At 64.0% G+C, this 18106-nt stretch carries 16 protein-coding genes; 8 read left to right on the top strand and 8 right to left on the bottom strand.

Annotation, left to right across the window (positions count from 1 at the left end):
• Positions 1–6: 6 nt before the first annotated feature.
• The 7 genes from PQQ51_RS20875 to PQQ51_RS20845 form a co-directional block, all read right to left on the bottom strand.
• A complete protein-coding gene (locus tag PQQ51_RS20875) occupies positions 7–1053 on the bottom strand; it encodes a bifunctional UDP-4-keto-pentose/UDP-xylose synthase (RefSeq protein ID WP_074298462.1) in 1047 nt (348 codons plus the stop codon).
• The gene (locus PQQ51_RS20870) at positions 1050–1985 is read right to left on the bottom strand and encodes a formyltransferase (RefSeq protein WP_408498716.1); all 936 of its coding nucleotides are present in this window, start codon (positions 1983–1985) and stop codon (positions 1050–1052) included. The genes PQQ51_RS20875 and PQQ51_RS20870 overlap by 4 nt, the downstream gene beginning before the upstream one ends.
• On the bottom strand, positions 1982–3025 hold the full coding sequence (locus PQQ51_RS20865; RefSeq protein ID WP_408498715.1) for a glycosyltransferase: 1044 nt from the start codon (positions 3023–3025) through the stop codon (positions 1982–1984). The genes PQQ51_RS20870 and PQQ51_RS20865 overlap by 4 nt, the downstream gene beginning before the upstream one ends.
• 6 nt (positions 3026–3031) lie before the next feature.
• Positions 3032–4192 (bottom strand): DegT/DnrJ/EryC1/StrS family aminotransferase, encoded by a 1161-nt coding sequence (locus PQQ51_RS20860; protein ID WP_408498714.1) that lies wholly within the window; start codon positions 4190–4192, stop codon positions 3032–3034.
• Positions 4193–4467: 275 nt separating this feature from the next.
• Complete coding sequence (locus PQQ51_RS20855; RefSeq protein ID WP_120348262.1) at positions 4468–4839, bottom strand: SMR family transporter; 372 nt, start codon at positions 4837–4839, stop codon at positions 4468–4470.
• A gap of 25 nt (positions 4840–4864) precedes the next feature.
• A complete protein-coding gene (locus PQQ51_RS20850) occupies positions 4865–6586 on the bottom strand; it encodes a glycosyltransferase family 39 protein (RefSeq protein WP_408498713.1) in 1722 nt (573 codons plus the stop codon).
• A gap of 228 nt (positions 6587–6814) precedes the next feature.
• A complete protein-coding gene (locus PQQ51_RS20845; protein ID WP_408498712.1) occupies positions 6815–7189 on the bottom strand; it encodes an Mth938-like domain-containing protein in 375 nt (124 codons plus the stop codon).
• A gap of 421 nt (positions 7190–7610) precedes the next feature.
• Here PQQ51_RS20845 and PQQ51_RS20840 point away from each other — a divergent pair, with 421 nt between their 5' ends.
• From PQQ51_RS20840 to PQQ51_RS20815, 6 genes are all read left to right on the top strand, one after another.
• Entirely contained in the window at positions 7611–8858 is a 1248-nt protein-coding gene (locus tag PQQ51_RS20840) for a pyridoxal phosphate-dependent aminotransferase (protein ID WP_408498807.1), read from the top strand.
• A 104-nt stretch (positions 8859–8962) separates the two neighbouring features.
• Positions 8963–10294 carry a homoserine dehydrogenase gene (locus tag PQQ51_RS20835; protein ID WP_408498711.1) on the top strand — a complete coding sequence of 444 codons (1332 nt, stop codon included), beginning with the start codon at positions 8963–8965 and terminating at the stop codon, positions 10292–10294.
• 7 nt (positions 10295–10301) lie between these two features.
• Positions 10302–11753: a threonine synthase gene (gene thrC, locus PQQ51_RS20830; protein ID WP_408498710.1), complete on the top strand. Its 1452-nt coding sequence runs from the start codon at positions 10302–10304 to the stop codon at positions 11751–11753.
• A 202-nt stretch (positions 11754–11955) separates the two neighbouring features.
• Complete coding sequence (locus PQQ51_RS20825; RefSeq protein ID WP_408498806.1) at positions 11956–13197, top strand: molybdopterin molybdotransferase MoeA; 1242 nt, start codon at positions 11956–11958, stop codon at positions 13195–13197.
• Positions 13198–13213: 16 nt separating this feature from the next.
• A complete protein-coding gene (gene moaD, locus PQQ51_RS20820) occupies positions 13214–13471 on the top strand; it encodes a molybdopterin converting factor subunit 1 (RefSeq protein WP_408498709.1) in 258 nt (85 codons plus the stop codon).
• Between the two features lie 56 nt (positions 13472–13527).
• Entirely contained in the window at positions 13528–14004 is a 477-nt protein-coding gene (locus PQQ51_RS20815) for a molybdenum cofactor biosynthesis protein MoaE (protein WP_408498708.1), read from the top strand.
• Between the two features lie 33 nt (positions 14005–14037).
• Here the strand turns inward: PQQ51_RS20815 and PQQ51_RS20810 are convergent, their stop codons facing one another.
• Positions 14038–14592, bottom strand: coding sequence for a group III truncated hemoglobin (locus PQQ51_RS20810; RefSeq protein ID WP_408498707.1), 555 nt, complete (start codon positions 14590–14592; stop codon positions 14038–14040).
• A 301-nt stretch (positions 14593–14893) separates the two neighbouring features.
• Between PQQ51_RS20810 and PQQ51_RS20805 the strand changes: the two genes are divergently transcribed.
• Positions 14894–15388 (top strand): Rrf2 family transcriptional regulator, encoded by a 495-nt coding sequence (locus tag PQQ51_RS20805; RefSeq protein ID WP_408498706.1) that lies wholly within the window; start codon positions 14894–14896, stop codon positions 15386–15388.
• A gap of 118 nt (positions 15389–15506) precedes the next feature.
• On the top strand, positions 15507–18104 hold the full coding sequence (clpB, locus tag PQQ51_RS20800) for an ATP-dependent chaperone ClpB (protein ID WP_408498705.1): 2598 nt from the start codon (positions 15507–15509) through the stop codon (positions 18102–18104).
• Positions 18105–18106: the final 2 nt, after the last annotated feature.

The following is an 18106-nucleotide window of genomic DNA, read 5'->3' as shown; positions in this document are numbered from 1 at the left end:
CAGCCCTTATTGCTGTTCGACGAGCGCGCGGGCTTCGCCGACATGGCCGCGATACGCTTCGAAAATCTTGCGCAGCGCTTCGTCGAAAGTCGACTTGGGCGCCCAGCCGAGTTCCTGCATCGTGTTGTCGATCTTCGGCACGCGGTTCTGCACGTCCTGATAGCCGGCGCCGTAGTATGCGCCCGACGACGTTTCGACCAGTTGCACCTGCTTGGCGGTCTCGGCGTATTCCGGGAATTCGGCCGCCAGCGCCAGCATCTTGTGCGCGAGCTCGCGCACCGAGAAGTTGTTGGTCGGGTTGCCGATGTTGTAGATCTTGCCCGTCGCCACGCCGTCCTTGTTCTCGATGATCTTCATCAGCGCGCCGATGCCGTCGTCGATATCGGTGAACGCGCGTTTCTGCGCGCCGCCGTCCACCAGGCTGATGTTCTCGCCGCGCACGATGTGGCCGAGGAACTGCGTGACCACGCGCGAGCTGCCTTCCTTCGGCGTGTAGATCGAATCGAGGCCCGGGCCGATCCAGTTGAACGGACGGAACAGCGTGAAGTTCAGGCCTTCCATCCCGTAACCCCAGATCACGCGGTCCATCAACTGCTTCGAGCACGCGTAGATCCAGCGCGGCTTGTTGATCGGGCCGTACGACAGTTGCGATTCTTCCGGATCGAACTGTTCGTCGGTGCACATCCCGTAGACCTCGGAGGTCGACGGAAACACCAGGTGCTTGCCGTATTTGACGGCCGAACGCACGATCGGCAGGTTCGCTTCGAAATCCAGTTCGAACACGCGCAGCGGCTGCTTCACGTACGTGGCGGGCGTGGCGATCGCGACCAGCGGCAGAATCACATCGCACTTCTTGACGTGATACTCGACCCATTCCTTGTTGATCGTGATGTCGCCTTCGAAGAAGTGCATCCGCTCGTGGTTGATCAGGTCACCCAGACGTTCGGTCTGCATGTCCATCCCGAAGACTTCCCAATCGGTCGTTTCGAGAATGCGTTTGGACAGGTGATGGCCGATGAAGCCGTTCACACCCAGAATCAGGACTTTTTTCATGAATGACGGGGAGTTTGAATGAACTGGGCGAATTCGGCCGGCGTAATGACGGTTTCGCTGCCGTCGTGCTGATGCCGCAATTCGTGGATGGCGATCGCGCGGCCGTCGCCGCATATCGCAAAAAAGCCATTATCGCTTACGTGCAGGCCCGGCGGCAAATCCGAGCGCAGCGCGCCGGGCGCGGCCAGGCGGGCGCGGGCAACGACGAAACGCGTGCCGGCGAGGTCCGTGAACGCGCCGGGATAGGGCGGCGCGACCGCGCGGATCAGGTTGTAGACCTGCTGCGCCGGCTGCGTCCAGTCGATGCGGCCGTCTTCGGGCTTGCGTCCGCCGTAATAGCTGCCGTGCGACAGATCGTTCGGCAGATGCGGCGCTTCGCCCGCGAGCAGCGCCGGCAGCACGCGCCACAGCGTCTGTTCGGCGGCCACGGTCACCTTGTCGAACACCTGCGCGGCGGTGTCGTCGGGCAGGATCGGCACCGGCGTCTGCGCGATGATCGCGCCGGCGTCGGGCCTCGCGGCCATTTCGTGCAGCGTCGCGCCGGTTTCGGTTTCGCCGTGGATCACCGCCCAGTTGGTCGGCACGCGGCCGCGGTACTTCGGCAGCAGCGAGCCGTGCATGTTGTACGCGCCGCGTGCGGCGAGCGCCAGCAGATCGACTGGCAACATGTGGCGGTAATAGAACGAGAAGATGAAGTCCGGTCGCGCGGCGCTGACCGCTTCGCGCAGTTCGGCGCTCTTCGGATCGGCGGGCGTCACGACCTTGATCCCGTGCTCGGCCGCGACCGAGGCCACACTGCCGAACCAGATGTTCTCGGTCGGGCTGTCTTCATGCGTGACGACCAGCGCGACCTCGACACCGCGCGCGAGCAGCGTCTGCAGGCAGCGCACGCCGACGTTGTGATACGCGAATACGACGGCGCGTGGCTTCATGGATTCGGCTCCGGGTCGATCAGCGGTGCGGCCTGCACGGCCTGCACCACGGCTTGACGCGGCGCTTCGGCAACGGTGGCGCCGTCGCGCTGTTCGAGGATGGTCTGCACCAGATAACGCGGCCGTGCGCGCACCTGCTGGTAGATCCGCCCGATGTACTCGCCGAGCAGGCCGAGCGCGAAGATGATCACGCCGAGCAGGAAGAAGATCACGGCGAACAGCGTGAACACACCTTGCACTTCCGCGCCGATGATGAAGCGCCGGATCAGCAGCAGCACGAACAGCGCCGCCGAGCCGAGCGACAGGATCACGCCGATGAACGACAGCCATTGCAGCGGCACCACCGAAAAGCCGGTGACCAGATCGAAATTCAGGCGGATCAGCGAGTACAGCGAGTACTTCGATTCGCCGGCAAAGCGCTCTTCGTGCGCGACTTCGATCTCGACCGGATTCTGCGCGAACGTGTACGCGAGCGCCGGAATGAACGTGTTGATCTCGCCGCAGCGGTTGATCGTGTCGATGATGTGCCGGCTGTACGCGCGCAGCATGCAGCCCTGGTCGGTCATCTTGATGCGGGTGATGCGCTCGCGCAGACGGTTCATCGCGCGTGAAGCCTTGCGGCGCCACAGACTGTCCTGGCGTTGCAGGCGGATCGTGCCGACGTAGTCGTAGCCTTCGCGCATCTTGTTGACCAGCTTGCCGATTTCTTCCGGCGGATTCTGCAGGTCGGCGTCGAGCGTGATCACGATCTCGCCGCGCGACTGTTCGAAGCCCGCGAGAATCGCCATGTGCTGGCCGTAGTTGCCGTTCAGCAGGATCACGCGCGTCGTGTCCGGCCGCGCGCGGAACTGCTCGGCGAGCAGCGCGGCGGATTTGTCGCGGCTGCCGTCGTTGATGAAGATCACTTCATACGACGTGCCGAGCGCGTCGAGCGCCGGGTAAAGGCGCGCGAATAGCGCGGCCAGTCCGGCTTCCTCGTTGTACACCGGGATGATGATCGACACTTCCGGTGCGACGGCGCGATGTTCCGAATAACTCATTTCCGCTTATTTTCCGTATTGTTCGCAAATTTCATTGACCGCGCGGCAGACCCGCTCCACGTCGCCTTCGTTCATCAGCGTGAACAGCGGCAGCGTGACGTTGGTGGCGCCGAAGCGCTCCGCGTGCGGGAACATGCCTTCCCTGAAGCCACGCGCACGGTACAGCGAGAACAGGTGGATCGCCGGGTAGTGCACGCCCGAACCGATGCCGCGGTCTTTCAGCTGGCTCATGAAACCGGCACGGTCGATCGACAGTTTGTCGAGCGGCAGCGTGATCTGGAACATGTGCCAGTTGCTGTTGCTCTGGTCCGCAAACGGCAGGCCTACGCCCAGTTTCGCCGCAGCGCCCCCTTCGAAACCGGCGAAATAGGCGCGCACGAGTTTCCTGCGCTGCGCGAGAAAACGCTCCAGATGCGGCAACTGGCCGAGGCCGACGCGCGCGGCGACGTCCGTCAGGTTGTATTTCCCGCCGAGCACGTCGCAGTCCATTCCGTCGAAACCGGTGCGCGTGATCCCTTGCAGGCGGTATTTCTGCGCGAGGATCGCTTCTTCCTCGTTGTTCAGCACCAGCGCACCGCCTTCGATCGACGTCAGATTCTTGTTCGCGTGGAAGCTGAACGACACCATGTCGCCGAGCTTGCCGATCCGCTCGCCGTTCCACGTCGAACCGAACGCCTGGGCGGCGTCTTCGACCACGCGCAGTTGGTGGGCGCGGGCGATTTCATACAGACGGTCCATGTCGACCGGCAGGCCCGACAGATACACCGGAATGATCGCCTTGGTGCGCGGCGTGATCGCTTTTTCGAGCAGATCGAGATCGATGTTGCGGGTGACCGGGTCGATGTCGGCGAACACCGGCGTCGCGCCGACTTCGTAGATCACATTGCTGGTCGACACCCACGACGCCGGCGACGTGATCACCTCGTCGCCTTCGCCCACGCCGGCAATGCGCAGTCCGATTTCGAGCGTCGCGGTGCCGGAATTGAAGGTGCGCACCGGACGGCCGCCGCAGAACGCCGACAGCGCCGCCTCGAACTTCTGGTTCTGCGGGCCGGTGGTGATCCAGCCGGAGCGCAGCACGTCGGCTACGCCCTGGATCGTTTCTTCATCGATTTCGGGTTTGACGAACGGCAAAAAAGGCAAAGACGGGGTGGTTGACTGGCTCATGAATGCTTCGCTCGATCAAAATGGGGCGCAACCCGCGGGGCGCGCAGTAAAACACAAACTACGCGCAAACCCAAGGCCGCAACAAAAAAAGCGCGACCGCGGAGCATACCGCGGCCATCCGTAACTCTGACTCGGCTGCCGGCGCCGGGCGGCTTACGGCTTCTTTTTGCCGTCGGCCCGGTGGTCGGTCCGGCAAGTCTGGAAAATCGGGTCCAGCCACCCGCAATAAACCGTAATAAACGAGGCCCGGCAACGCGCCGGGGCGCCTGGCCGGCCTAGCTGCGCGCCAGCACGACGACACCGATCAGGATGACGCCGATGCCGACCAGCTTCTGCACCGACATCACTTCGCCGAACAGATACCACGCCGCGAACGCGTTGACGACGTACCCGAGCGACAGCATCGGATAGGCGATCGACACGTCGACCCGCGACAGCCCGACCACCCACACGACCACGCTGACCACGTAACAGGCGAGTCCGCCGATGATCGGCGGCTGCGTCGCGAGACGAAAGGCGATGGGCAGGATGTTCGCACGGGTGAATTCGAAGTGTCCAACGGCATTCGTTCCGGCTTTGAGCAGCAACTGCGCGCCGGCGTTCAGCGTGACGCCCGCAAGAATGCAAAAGAGTGAAATCGGGTTCATCGAGCGCTCAGATCCTGATATGGGGTCATTGTTGCGTTTTTTCTACGGGCGCTGTCGCGCCGGCTGCCGCGAGCGGCTTCATCACGACGACCCGGCGCGAGTCGCGCGCGACGATCTGCATCGGCAGGCCTTCCTTGAGCAGGCGGTCGTAGGTCGGCGGCGGCAGCAGCGCGAGCGCGTAGCGGTCGGCTTTCCAGCGCTGGATCCATGCGTCGACCGTGGGCAGCCACTTTTGCGGTTCGACCGACACGCCGAACGCCAGCTCGTCGGGATGCTCGACCATGATCATCGTGTGGTCGACGTAGAACGGCAGCGTGTGATCGAGCACGCCGACCGAGTAGAACGGCGTGTCGGCGGGCAGTTTCGCGATTTCGGCCTTGATCGCCGGTGCGAGCGGCGCGCCGGAGCTGAGCCGGCCGAACACGTCGTGGCCGGTGCCCGCGATCGAGCCGAGCAGCAGCCACGCGGCACCGAAGGTGGCGAACGCGCCGAGGCTGCCCGCGCGGCTGCGGCGGTTCAGCCACAGCGCGGCGAGCGTCAGCACGAACGCGACGGCGAGCGCCGCCAGCACCCACGTGCGGTACTCGACGTAGAGCTCGGTCGGATTGCGCGCATTGCCGAACCGGGACATGAACAGCGCGCCGAACGCCGCCGCTACGAGAAATAGTGCATAGCCGGCCAGATGGCGGCGCAGTTGATCGCGCGACACGAGCGGCAGGTACATGCCGATCAGCATCGCGATCGGCGGCGCGATCGGCAGCGTGTATGACAGCAGCTTCGAGTGCGACGCGCTGAAGAACAGGAAGATGAACACGGTCCAGACCAGCATCATCAGCACCGGCGAGAAGCCGTTCGGCTGGCGCGGCTGGCGCCACGCGTGGCGCACGCTCTGGAAGGTCACGGAGAGCCACGGCAGAAAGCCGATCAGCAGCACCGGCACGAAGTAGTAGAACGCGCCGGGGCGGTTCTGTTCGGGCGTCAGATAACGCTTGAACTGCTGGACGATGAAGAAGAAGTTCAGGAATTCCGGGTTGCGCTGCTGGACCAGCACGAACCACGGCGTGACGATCGCAAAGAACACGATCAGGCCGCCGATCAGGTGCAGGCGCTTCCACACGGCCCAGTCGCGCGCGATCAGTGTGTACAGCACCAGCACGGCGCCCGGCAGGATCACGCCGACCAGGCCCTTCGACAGCACCGCGAGCGCCATCGAACCCCAGCACACCCACATCCACGCGCGCACGGCGCCGCCCGGCAGGTTGGGGCGCTGCGCAAGCAGCAACGCGCAGAGCGTGAGTTCCATCCAGAACGACAGGCCCATGTCGAGCGTGTTGAAGTGGCCCATCAGGTTCCAGTACGGCGACGTGGCGAGCACGATCGCGGCGAATACGCCGGTCGCCGTGTTGAACACGCGCGCACCGGTAAAGCCGATCAGCAGCACGCCGGCGAAGCCCGTCAGCGCGGTGTAGAGCCGCGCCTGCCATTCGCCGATGCCGAACCACGCGAACGTCAGCGCGTTGGCCCAGGTTTGCAGCGGCGGCTTTTCGAAATACTTGTAGCCGTTGTAGCGCGGCGTGATCCAGTCGCCGGTGACGAACATCTCGCGCGCCATTTCGGCATAGCGGCCTTCGTCGCTCGGCAGCAGGTGGCGCCAGCCGAGCGGCACGAACCAGATCACGGCGAGGGTCAGCACCAGCAGCAGGATCGTAGTGCGATTGAGCGGTAGCCTCGTCGGCGTATCGTTCATGGATTTCAACCTGTTGGGCGGCGCCGCCAGATGGCGCGCGCGGCGGTGTTGTATGAATTGCGGACGGCATTGCGCAGGCGTGCTTTCCGGAGGCCGGGCTCAGGCGCTAACCGGCTTCTGCCAGCGCAGGCCATGCCCGGGTCGCTTCAGCGAAGCGCCGCTGGCGCGCAGTGTACGTGATCGGCCGGGGCGCGGCGAGCGCGCGGTGCCGGCCGCGGCCTCGGCGCGTTACGCTTCGATCAGCAGCGCGGCCGCGACTTTGCGGCCCTCTGCCATCAGAATGTTGTAGGTGCGGCAGGCGGCCTTGAAGTCCATTGTCTCGACGCCGATGCGTTTGGCGGTGAGCGCGGCGGTCAGGCGCGGATGCGGAAAGCGCAGACGCTCGCCGCTGCCGAACACCACGACTTCGGGCGCCGACTCGATCAGCATCGCGAAGTGCCCGGCGGTGAGTTCGTCGAAAGACGAGACCGGCCAGGGGATGATCGGCGCCTCGGGCAGCACGAGAATGCTGCCGGCATGGCGGACCGCGTTGATTTCGACGTAGTCGGCGCCGTAGCCGGTGACGGTGTTCAGGGCGCCGCTCGAATCCTGATGTAATTTCAAATTGGTTTTCCGAAGTCGTCGTCACTCATCGTGCGGCTGGGCGATCCGGCCTGACAGAACGGCGGCGGAGCGCTGCGACGCGAATGGAGCGCGCGAGTGGATGAAAGCCGCTGAAGCAGCCGAAAAGCCTTGCCGATGCGGTTGGTGCATTGCGGAAGTCGGCCAAAATCCGCTAAATTATAACTTTTTAGCCGCTTTGCGGCGCCCCTCGCTTCAGGCGCCGCCATAAGCCGCGCTGAGGGGAGCGGGCCGGCCCACCGGCTACCTGCCCTGGTTTCAACCGCTTTCGGCCCCAATCCGCGTGCCACGGCCTGATCGAGGTCCGGCCGCGCGCCATGCCCGAATTTCCCCGAACGCCGGACTCGCCCGGCCGGCGTCAGGGTTGCCCCGCTTGTTCGCCCAAGCCTATCAACAGGATGAAGTGCCCGCCGTGAAACCCGTTCTCAAATCCAACAAGTTGTTGAATGTCTGCTACGACATCCGCGGGCCCGTCCTCGAACACGCGAAGCGGCTCGAAGAAGAAGGCCATCGCATCATCAAGCTGAACATCGGCAATCTCGCGCCGTTCGGTTTCGACGCGCCGGACGAAATCATCCAGGACATGATCCGGAATCTGCCGGGCTCGTCCGGCTACTCGGATTCGAAGGGCGTGTTCGCCGCGCGCAAGGCGATCATGCATTACACGCAGCAAAAGGGCGTGCACGGCGTCGAGCTGGACGACATCTACATCGGCAACGGCGCGTCCGAGCTGATCGTGATGGCGCTGCAGGGCCTCCTCAACGACGGCGACGAAGTGCTGCTGCCCGCGCCGGATTACCCGCTGTGGACCGCGGGCGTGAGCCTGTCGGGCGGCACGCCGGTGCATTACATCTGCGACGAATCGAACGCGTGGATGCCCGATCTCGACGACATCCGCGCGAAGATCACGCCGAACACGCGCGCGCTCGTCGTCATCAACCCGAACAATCCCACCGGCGCGCTGTATTCCGACGAGTTGCTGCTCGGCCTGATCGAGATCGCACGCGAGCACGGCCTGATCATCTTCGCCGACGAGGTCTACGACAAGATCGTCTACGACGGCAAGACGCATACGTCGATGGCCGCGCTGTCGGAAGACGTGCTCACGGTCACGTTCAACAGCCTGTCGAAGAGCTACCGCTCGTGCGGCTACCGCGCCGGCTGGATGTTCATCTCCGGCCTGACGGGCGAAAACCGCCGTACCGCGAAGGATTACTTCGAAGGGCTCGGCATTCTGGCGTCGATGCGCCTGTGCCCGAACGTGCCCGGCCAGTACGCGATCCAGACCGCGCTCGGCGGCTATCAGAGCATCAACGACCTGATCTTGCCGGGCGGCCGCCTGTACAAGCAGCGCGAACTCGCGTATGACATGCTCACGGCGATCCCCGGCGTGAGCTGCGTGAAGCCCGAAGCGGCGCTGTACATGTTCCCGCGTCTCGATCCGAAGATCTATCCGATCAAGGACGACCAGCAGTTCATCCTCGACCTGTTGCTGGAAGAGCGCGTGCTGCTCGTGCAGGGCACCGGTTTCAACTGGCCGACGCCCGATCACTTCCGCGTGGTGTTCCTGCCGAACATGGAAGATCTGGCGGATTCGATCAACCGGATCGCGCGCTTCCTCGACGGTTACCGCAAACGTCACACGGCGTAGCGCACAATAGCGTTCGCGGCGGCGCTTGACGCGCGCCGCGCACGACAGTTGCACCACGCCCGATCCCTGTAACTTTCACTCACCTAATCGAAAACACACGCTGCATGGAACCGATCAAAGTTGGACTGCTGGGCTTCGGCACGGTAGGCAGCGGCACCTTCACGGTACTGCGCCGCAATCAGGAAGAAATCAAACGTCGCGCGGGCCGCGGCATCGAGATTGCGCGCATCGCCGTGCGTAACCCGGCCAGGGCGACAGCGGCACTCGGCAGCGAGGCCGGCACCGTGGCGCTCACGGACGACTTCAACGCGGTGGTCGACGATCCGTCGATCGATATCATCGCGGAAATGATCGGCGGCACCGGCGTCGCGCGCGATCTCGTGCTGCGCGCAATCAACAACCGCAAGCATGTGGTCACGGCCAACAAGGCGCTGCTCGCGGTGCACGGTACGGAAATTTTCGAAGCGGCGCGCGCGAACGGCGTGATGGTGGCGTTCGAGGCGGCGGTGGCGGGCGGCATTCCGATCATCAAGGCGTTGCGCGAAGGGCTGACGGCCAATCGCATCCAGTACATCGCGGGCATCATCAACGGCACGACGAACTACATTCTTTCCGAAATGCGCGATCGCGGCCTCGACTTCGCGACCGCGCTGAAGGCCGCGCAGGAACTCGGTTACGCGGAAGCCGACCCGACCTTCGACATCGAAGGCGTGGACGCCGCGCACAAGGCGACGATCATGAGCGCGATCGCGTTCGGCGTGCCGGTGCAATTCGACAAGGCGTACGTCGAAGGGATCAGCAAGCTCGCCGCGATCGACATCCGTTACGCGGAAGAACTCGGTTATCGCATCAAGCTGCTGGGCATCGCGCGCCGCACCGAGAAGGGCATCGAGTTGCGCGTGCATCCCACGCTGATTCCGGAAAAGCGGCTGCTGGCGAACGTGGAAGGCGCGATGAACGCGGTGGTCGTGCATGGCGACGCGGTGGGCACCACGCTGTACTACGGCAAGGGCGCGGGCGCGGAGCCGACGGCTTCGGCGGTGGTCGCCGATCTGGTCGACGTGACGCGTCTGCATACGGCCGATCCGGAGCATCGCGTGCCGCATCTGGCGTTCCAGCCGGACAGCCTGTCGAGCACGCCGATCCTGCCGATCGACGAAGTGACGAGCGGTTATTACCTGCGTTTGCGCGTGGCCGACGTGACCGGTGTGCTGGCCGACATCACGCGCATTCTCGCGGACACCGGCATCTCGATCGATGCGCTGCTGCAGAAGGAATCCGAGCAGGTCGACGCGAACGGCAAGGGCGAAACCGACATCATCCTGATCACGCACGAAACGGTCGAGAAGAACGTCAACGCGGCGATCAGGACGATCGAAGCGTTGCAGACCGTCGTCTCGCAAGTCACGAAGCTGCGCATGGAAGCGCTGAACTAGGCCCACTATGAACTATCTCTCCACGCGCGGCGCCGGAGCCGGTGAGCATCACACCTTTTCCGACATCCTGCTCGGCGGTCTCGCGAAAGACGGCGGGCTGTACCTGCCGGCCGAATACCCGCGCATCGGCGCTGACGAACTGACGCGCTGGCGCGCGCTGCCGTACGCGGATCTCGCGTTCGAGATCCTGTCGAAATTCTGTGAAGACATCCCCGCCGAAGATCTGCGCGCGCTGACGCGCAAGACCTACACGGCCGCCACGTACTGCAACGTGCGCGACGACGAAAGCGCCGCGCAGATCACGCCGCTCAAAACGCTGGGCGTCGAGAACGGCGCGCCGCTGTCGCTGCTGGAACTGTCGAACGGTCCGACGCTCGCGTTCAAGGACATGGCGATGCAGTTGATCGGCAACCTGTTCGAATACACGCTGGCCAAGCACGGGCAGACGCTGAACATTCTCGGCGCGACCTCCGGCGACACCGGCAGTGCCGCCGAATACGCCATGCGCGGCAAGAAGGGCATTCGCGTGTTCATGCTGTCGCCGCACAAGAAAATGAGCGCGTTCCAGACCGCGCAGATGTATAGCCTGCAAGACCCGAACATCTTCAACATCGCGGTTGAAGGCGTGTTCGACGACGCGCAGGACATCGTCAAGGCCGTCTCGAACGACCACGCGTTCAAGGCGCAGTACAAGATCGGCACGGTCAATTCGATCAACTGGGCGCGGGTCGTCGCGCAGGTCGTGTATTACTTCAAGGGCTACTTTGCCGCGACGAAGTCGAACGACGAGCGCGTGTCGTTCACGGTGCCGTCGGGCAACTTCGGCAACGTGTGTGCGGGTCACATCGCGCGAATGATGGGCTTGCCGATCGAGAAGCTGGTCGTAGCCACGAACGAAAACGACGTGCTCGACGAGTTCTTCCGCACCGGTATTTATCGCGTGCGCAAGGCGGCGGAGACGTATCACACCACCAGCCCGAGCATGGACATTTCGAAGGCGTCGAACTTCGAGCGCTTCGTGTTCGATCTGCTGGACCGCGATCCGGCGCGCGTGCTGCAACTGTTCCGCGACGTCGAGGAGAAGGGCGGCTTCGATCTGGCGGCGAGCGGCGATTTCGCGCGCGTGCAGCAGTTCGGTTTCGTGTCGGGCCGCAGCAGTCACGAAGACCGCGTGGAAGCAATTCGCGACGTGTTCGAGCGTTACGACACGATGATCGACACGCATACCGCGGACGGTTTGAAGGTCGCGCGCGAGCATTTGCAACCGGGCATTCCGATGATCGTGCTGGAAACCGCACAGCCGATCAAATTCGGCGAGACGATCCGCGAAGCGCTGCTGCGCGAACCGGAGCGGCCGGCCGCGTTTACGGGGCTGGAGGCGCTGCCGCAGCGCTTCGAGGTGTTGCCGGCGGACGCGCAGCGCGTGAAGGACTTTATCGTCGCGAATACCGGCGAGTGAGGTAGGGCTGCTTTGGACATCGAACATCGGGCGCGGCAATTGCCGCGCCCGATGTTTTTGCAGCGTTGGTATCCGGCGACCGTCGTGCGACGAAATACGCTCATAACTCGCGGCTGCCGACAGCCGTCCCCCTCGACCGCTACAATATTCTTTTAACCTGCGGCTCGAACCACAGATGTCCACACCCACGCCACGTGCGCCGATGCTCTCCACTGCCGAAGCACTGGCGACCTTGCTCGGCGCCGCCAATCCGATCGCGGACACGGAATCGATCCCCACGCTCGATGCTTTGAACCGTGTGCTGGCAGCAGACGTCACGTCGCCGCTGGACGTCCCGCCCATGCACACCAGTTCGATGGACGGCTACGCGGTCCGCGCCGCCGATCTGGCCGGCCAGGCCAAGCGCCGGTTGCGCGTGTCGCAGCGCATCCCCGCCGGTCACGCGCCGCAGCCGCTCGAACCGAACACGGCCGCGCGCATCTTCACGGGCGCCACGGTGCCGCCGGGCGCCGACGCGATCGTGATGCAGGAACAAGCCGAAGCCGCCGGCGACGAAGTCACGATCCTTCACAGCCCGCAGGCGGGCGAATGGATTACGGCGCAAGGCGCGGACATCCGCAACGGCTCGGTGATCCTGCCGGCCGGCACGCGCCTCACGCCGCAAGCGCTCGGACTTGCCGCTTCGGTCGGTTGCGCAGGGTTGCAGGTGCGGCGGCGCGTGAAGGTGGCGGTCTTTTTCACCGGCGACGAGTTGACGATGCCCGGCGAGCCGCTCAAACCCGGCGCGATCTACAACTCGAACCGCTTCACGTTGCGCGGCTTGCTCGACAACCTCGGCTGCGAAGTGACCGACTATGGGATCGTCGCCGATAAACTCGACGCGACCCGCGCGACACTGCGCGAAGCCGCGCAGGCGCACGACCTGATTCTGACCTGCGGCGGCGTGTCGGTCGGCGAAGAGGATCACGTGAAGCCGGCCGTCGAGGCGGAAGGGCGCCTCGCGATGTGGCAGATCGCGATGAAGCCCGGCAAGCCGCTCGCGTTCGGCGCGGTGCGCCGCGCGCAACAACAGAGCTCGACCGTCGCGACGGCGGCAGCGGCGGAAACGTTTTTCATCGGCCTGCCAGGCAATCCGGTGTCGAGCTTCGCCACTTTCCTGCTGTTCGTGCGCCCGTTCGTGCTGAGCCTCGCCGGCGTGCGTACCGTCGCGCCGCGCGTGTTGTCGCTGCGGGCCGACTTCACGCAGCCGAAGGCCGATCGCCGCAACGAGTTTCTGCGCGCGCGGATCAACGCGGCCGGCGGGCTCGATCTGTTTCCGAACCAGAGTTCCGCGGTGCTGACTTCCACAGTGTGGGGAGACGGTCTGATCGACAACCCGCCGAATCACGCGATCAGCGCCGGCGAGACCGTGCGCTTCATTCCCTTTTCCGAATTGCTGAACTGAAGACCCGGCGTTCCCGATGAAAATCCAGCTCCGATATTTTGCAAGCGTACGCGAAGCGCTCGATACCGCCGACGAAACGGTCGATCTGCCCGACGGCGTCGCCACGGTCGGCGACGTGCGCGCGTGGCTGCGCGTGCGCGGCGGCGCGTGGGCGGACGCGCTCGCGGAAGGCCGCGCGCTGCGCATGGCCTGCAACCACGTGATGACCGACGCCGGCACGCGCATCACTGAAGGCTGCGAAGTCGCGTTCTTTCCGCCCGTCACCGGCGGCTGAATTACATCCGTGGCCGCTAGCTACGCTGGTTGCGGCCCGCTTGCCAGGAGTCAGAGATGCCCGTCCGTGTTCAAACCGAAGACTTCGATCTGACGGCCGAAGTCGCCGCGTTGCGCGCGCGCAATCCGAAGGTCGGCGCGGTCGCCTGTTTCGTCGGGACGGTGCGCGATCTGAATGAAGGCAGCGCGGTCGAGACGATGGAGCTCGAGCACTATCCGGGGATGACGGAAAAATCGCTGGAAGCGATCGTCGTCAGCGCGAGGCAGCGCTGGCCGGGCATCGAGGTGCTGATCGTGCACCGCGTCGGCAAGCTCCATCCACTCGACCAGATCGTGCTTGTGGCGACGACCGCCGCGCATCGCGGCGAAGCGTTTGCGTCGTGCGAATTCGTGATGGACTACCTGAAGAGCGAAGCGCCGTTCTGGAAGAAAGAGAAGACCGCGGAAGGCGAGCGCTGGGTCGACGCCCGCGTCACGGACGACGCCGCGCTGGCCCGTTGGGGCATCGAATCGGGAAACCGGACGAAGGAGTAGGTGGGGCGGGGCCATGCGGGAAGCGGCCCAGCGTCACTCATCCCGCGCTTTCCCAATGATCCGCGCCGGAAACGGCTCGCCAGCGGGCCGCGCACGTTCGGCATGCTCGTCGTGCGAATCGCCGTCACGCGGACGCCGCCTCGGCGCGACGCGCTCCAGCAACGCCTGCTGTTCCGGCGGAATCCTGTAATCCCAACCAAAGCGACTCAACTGCAAACTCTGCGCGATCCGCAGCGCGGGCTCCATGAAACGGACTGCGGCAGCCGGCACGAAGCGCGCTTCGACGGTATCCAGAAACAGATACAGCCAGCGGTTGAAGTGCTGCGGCTCGATCCCTTCGAGCGGCTGATGAGCCTGCTGCACATTGCCGCGATACTGCTTTGCGCCGAGCACGAGGCTCGCCCAGAAGGTGCACATTTTCGGCAGATGGTCGTCCCAGCGACCGGCAAGGCTCGCGTCGAAAACCGGGCCGAGCAGCGGATCGGCGCGCACGCGGTCGTAGAAGCCGTAGACGAGCTCGCGAATGTTCGCGTCGGTGGGTTCGGCGGCGCGCTCGACGACCGGCGCAGCGGGAAAAGTCGGCTTCATGCGGATTCCAGAGAGTGCTTCGATTCGCGGCGCATCGCCACACGGTGCCACATTGCGTCGCGAATGGCCTCAAATCGTGTGGAAACGATGCGAACTGGGCCGCGAATACCCCGCTTTTCGCATGAATGACCCAGGCGGGAAACGTTACCATTACGTTTGAAAGACCCGAACCGCCTGTCAACGCAAAAAAATAAATAATGCGTGGCGCCCGCATCTTATGGCGAAGCGACAGTCCCCGGCAACCCTTGCATCGACGCGGTTATCCCGGATCGCGGCTTGCGCTCATGTGACACCTGCACTTATGAGACTGACCGATTACACGGATTACTCGTTGCGCGTCCTGCTGTATCTCGCTGTGCGCGGCGAGGGCCTGGCGACCATCCAGGACATTTCCGACGCCTACGGCATCTCCAAAAACCATCTGATGAAGGTCGTCCAGCAACTGGGCGAGCTCGGCTGGGTCGAAACCGTGCGCGGGCGCAATGGCGGCCTGCGGCTGGCGGAGCAGACCAGCGCGTTGAAGGTCGGCGAAATCGTGCGCGCCACGGAGAGCGACTTCGCGCTGGTCGGCTGCTTTCCGGATCAGCAGGGCGAGCGTCGCGCCTGCGTCATAACGGCGCAATGCCGTCTGCGCGGCGCGCTCGAGGCGGCGCGCAATGCGTTCCTTGCCGAGCTCGACCGGCACACCATCGGCGAGATGGCCGCGCCGCACGGCCCGCTGGCCGCGCTGCTCGGGTTGAGCATCCCGATCGTTCCGCTTGCGCCGGCCGGCGGCAGCCCCGCACCGGTCGTCTGAAGACGGCCGCAAGTTCTCTCGCGTCAAATGTTAAATAGTTGTCGTCCGATGCAAAAAAGCGCTTGAAACCTGCGTAAAACGCCTCATTTTGGTGGTATTCGAAATTGGAGGTCTCTTGATGAGAATCGACAAACTCACCACTAAATTCCAGGAAGCGCTGGCCGATGCGCAGAGTCTCGCGGTCGGTCATGACAATCAGTACATTGAACCCGTTCACGTCCTGTCCGCGCTCGTCGCCCAGCAGGACGGTTCGGCCCGCTCGTTGCTGTCGCGCGCCGGCGTGCATGTGCAGGCGCTGCAAACCGCGTTGAACGACGCGATCACGCGCCTGCCGCAGGTGCAGGGCACCGACGGCAACGTGCAGATCGGCCGCGAACTCACCGGTTTGCTGAACCAGGCCGACAAGGAAGCGCAGAAGCTCAACGATACGTTCATCGCGAGCGAAATGTTCCTGCTGTCCGTCGCGGACGACAAAGGCGAAGCCGGCCGCCTCGCGCGCCAGCACGGCCTGTCGCGCAAGTCGCTCGAAAGCGCGATTGCCGCGGTGCGCGGCGGCTCGCAGGTGCACAGCCAGGACGCCGAAAGCCAGCGCGAAGCGCTGAAGAAATACACGGTCGACCTGACCGAGCGGGCGCGGGCGGGCAAGCTCGACCCGGTGATCGGCCGTGACGACGAAATCCGCCGTTCGATCCAGATCCTGCAACGCCGCACCAAGAACAATCCGGTGCTGATCGGCGAGCCGGGCGTGGGCAAGACGGCGATCGTCGAAGGTCTCGCGCAGCGCATCGTCAACGGCGAAGTGCCGGAAACGCTGAAGGGCAAGCGCGTGCTCTCGCTCGATATGGCGGCGCTGCTGGCCGGCGCCAAGTATCGCGGCGAATTCGAGGAGCGCCTGAAGGCCGTGCTGAGCGACATCGCAAAAGACGAAGGCCAGACCATCGTCTTCATCGACGAAATTCACACGATGGTCGGCGCGGGCAAGGCCGAAGGCGCGATGGACGCGGGCAACATGCTGAAGCCGGCTCTCTCGCGCGGCGAGTTGCATTGCGTCGGCGCGACCACGCTCGACGAATATCGCAAATACATCGAGAAGGACGCCGCGCTCGAACGCCGCTTCCAGAAGGTGCTGGTCGACGAACCGTCGGTTGAGGCGACCATCGCGATTCTGCGTGGTTTGCAGGAGAAGTACGAGCTGCACCACGGCGTCGATATCACCGACCCGGCGATCGTCGCGGCGGCCGAGTTGTCGCATCGCTATATCACGGATCGTTTCCTGCCGGACAAGGCCATCGACCTGATCGACGAAGCCGCGTCGAAGATCAAGATGGAAATCGACTCGAAGCCGGAAGAAATGGACCGGCTCGATCGTCGGCTGATCCAGTTGAAGATCGAGCGCGAAGCCGTCAAGAAGGAAAAGGACGAAGCGTCGCAAAAGCGTCTGCAACTGATCGAGGAAGAAATCGAGCGGCTCAATCGCGACTATTCGGACCTCGAAGAAATCTGGACCGCAGAAAAAGCGGCGGTGCAGGGCAGTGCGCAATTGAAGGAAGAGATCGAAAAAACGCGCGCGGAAATCACGCGTTTGCAGCGTGAAGGCAAGCTCGAGAAAGTTGCCGAATTGCAGTACGGCAAGCTGCCGGGTCTCGAAGCGCAGTTGAAGGAAGTGACCCAGGCCGAGGCGAAAGAGCAGAACAATCCGACGCGGCCGCGTTTGTTGCGCACGCAGGTGGGCGCGGAGGAAATCGCCGAAGTCGTGTCGCGTTCCACCGGCATTCCGGTGTCGCGGATGATGCAGGGCGAGCGTGAAAAGCTGCTGCAGATCGAAGAGAAACTGCACGACCGCGTGGTCGGTCAGGACGAGGCGATCAGCGCGGTGGCCGACGCGATCCGCCGTTCGCGCGCGGGTCTGTCGGATCCGAACCGTCCGTATGGTTCGTTCCTGTTCCTCGGGCCGACCGGTGTGGGCAAGACCGAGCTGTGCAAGGCGCTGGCGTCGTTCCTGTTCGATTCGGAAGATCATCTGATCCGCATCGACATGAGCGAATTCATGGAGAAGCACAGCGTCGCGCGTTTGATCGGCGCGCCGCCGGGATATGTCGGTTACGAGGAAGGCGGTTATCTGACTGAAGCCGTGCGCCGCAAGCCGTACAGCGTGATCCTGCTCGACGAAATCGAGAAGGCGCATCCGGACGTGTTCAACGTGCTGTTGCAGGTGCTCGACGACGGCCGCATGACCGATGGCCAGGGCCGTACCGTGGACTTCAAGAACACGGTGATCGTGATGACGTCGAACCTCGGTTCGCAGGTGATCCAGGCGATGGTCGGCGAGCCGCAGGAAGCGGTGAAAGACGCGGTCTGGGAAGAAGTGAAGCTGCATTTCCGGCCCGAATTCCTGAACCGGATCGACGACGTCGTGGTGTTCCACGCACTCGACCGCTCGAACATCCAGTCGATCGCGCGGATTCAGTTGCAGCGTCTGCATGAACGGCTCGCCAAGCTCGACATGCAACTGGTGGTGTCCGACGACGCACTCGAGCACGTCGGCAAGGTCGGCTACGATCCGCTGTTCGGCGCGCGGCCGTTGAAGCGCGCGATCCAGCAGGAGATCGAGAACCCGGTCGCGAAGCTGATTCTGGCCGGCAAGTTCGGTCCGAAGGACGTGATTCCGGTCGAAGTGGAAGACGGCAAGCTGGTGTTCGAACGCGTCGTGCATTGAGC

It is taken from the genome of Paraburkholderia xenovorans (genome assembly GCF_046030735.1).
GTDB lineage: Bacteria > Pseudomonadota > Gammaproteobacteria > Burkholderiales > Burkholderiaceae > Paraburkholderia > Paraburkholderia xenovorans_A.
This window is presented reverse-complemented; position numbering and strand designations above follow the sequence as displayed.

Bases quoted from the DNA above. Each gene is read 5' to 3' on its own strand.
- PQQ51_RS20875 (WP_074298462.1), bottom strand. From the start codon at position 1,053: ATGAAAAAAGTCCTGATTCTGGGTGTGAACGGCTTCATCGGCCATCAC.
- PQQ51_RS20870 (WP_408498716.1), bottom strand. From the start codon at position 1,985: ATGAAGCCACGCGCCGTCGTATTCGCGTATCACAACGTCGGCGTGCGC.
- PQQ51_RS20865 (WP_408498715.1), bottom strand. From the start codon at position 3,025: ATGAGTTATTCGGAACATCGCGCCGTCGCACCGGAAGTGTCGATCATC.
- PQQ51_RS20860 (WP_408498714.1), bottom strand. From the start codon at position 4,192: ATGAGCCAGTCAACCACCCCGTCTTTGCCTTTTTTGCCGTTCGTCAAA.
- PQQ51_RS20855 (WP_120348262.1), bottom strand. From the start codon at position 4,839: ATGAACCCGATTTCACTCTTTTGCATTCTTGCGGGCGTCACGCTGAAC.
- PQQ51_RS20850 (WP_408498713.1), bottom strand. From the start codon at position 6,586: ATGAACGATACGCCGACGAGGCTACCGCTCAATCGCACTACGATCCTG.
- PQQ51_RS20835 (WP_408498711.1), top strand. From the start codon at position 8,963: ATGGAACCGATCAAAGTTGGACTGCTGGGCTTCGGCACGGTAGGCAGC.
- thrC (WP_408498710.1), top strand. From the start codon at position 10,302: ATGAACTATCTCTCCACGCGCGGCGCCGGAGCCGGTGAGCATCACACC.
- PQQ51_RS20825 (WP_408498806.1), top strand. From the start codon at position 11,956: ATGCTCTCCACTGCCGAAGCACTGGCGACCTTGCTCGGCGCCGCCAAT.
- moaD (WP_408498709.1), top strand. From the start codon at position 13,214: ATGAAAATCCAGCTCCGATATTTTGCAAGCGTACGCGAAGCGCTCGAT.
- PQQ51_RS20815 (WP_408498708.1), top strand. From the start codon at position 13,528: ATGCCCGTCCGTGTTCAAACCGAAGACTTCGATCTGACGGCCGAAGTC.
- PQQ51_RS20810 (WP_408498707.1), bottom strand. From the start codon at position 14,592: ATGAAGCCGACTTTTCCCGCTGCGCCGGTCGTCGAGCGCGCCGCCGAA.
- PQQ51_RS20805 (WP_408498706.1), top strand. From the start codon at position 14,894: ATGAGACTGACCGATTACACGGATTACTCGTTGCGCGTCCTGCTGTAT.
- clpB (WP_408498705.1), top strand. From the start codon at position 15,507: ATGAGAATCGACAAACTCACCACTAAATTCCAGGAAGCGCTGGCCGAT.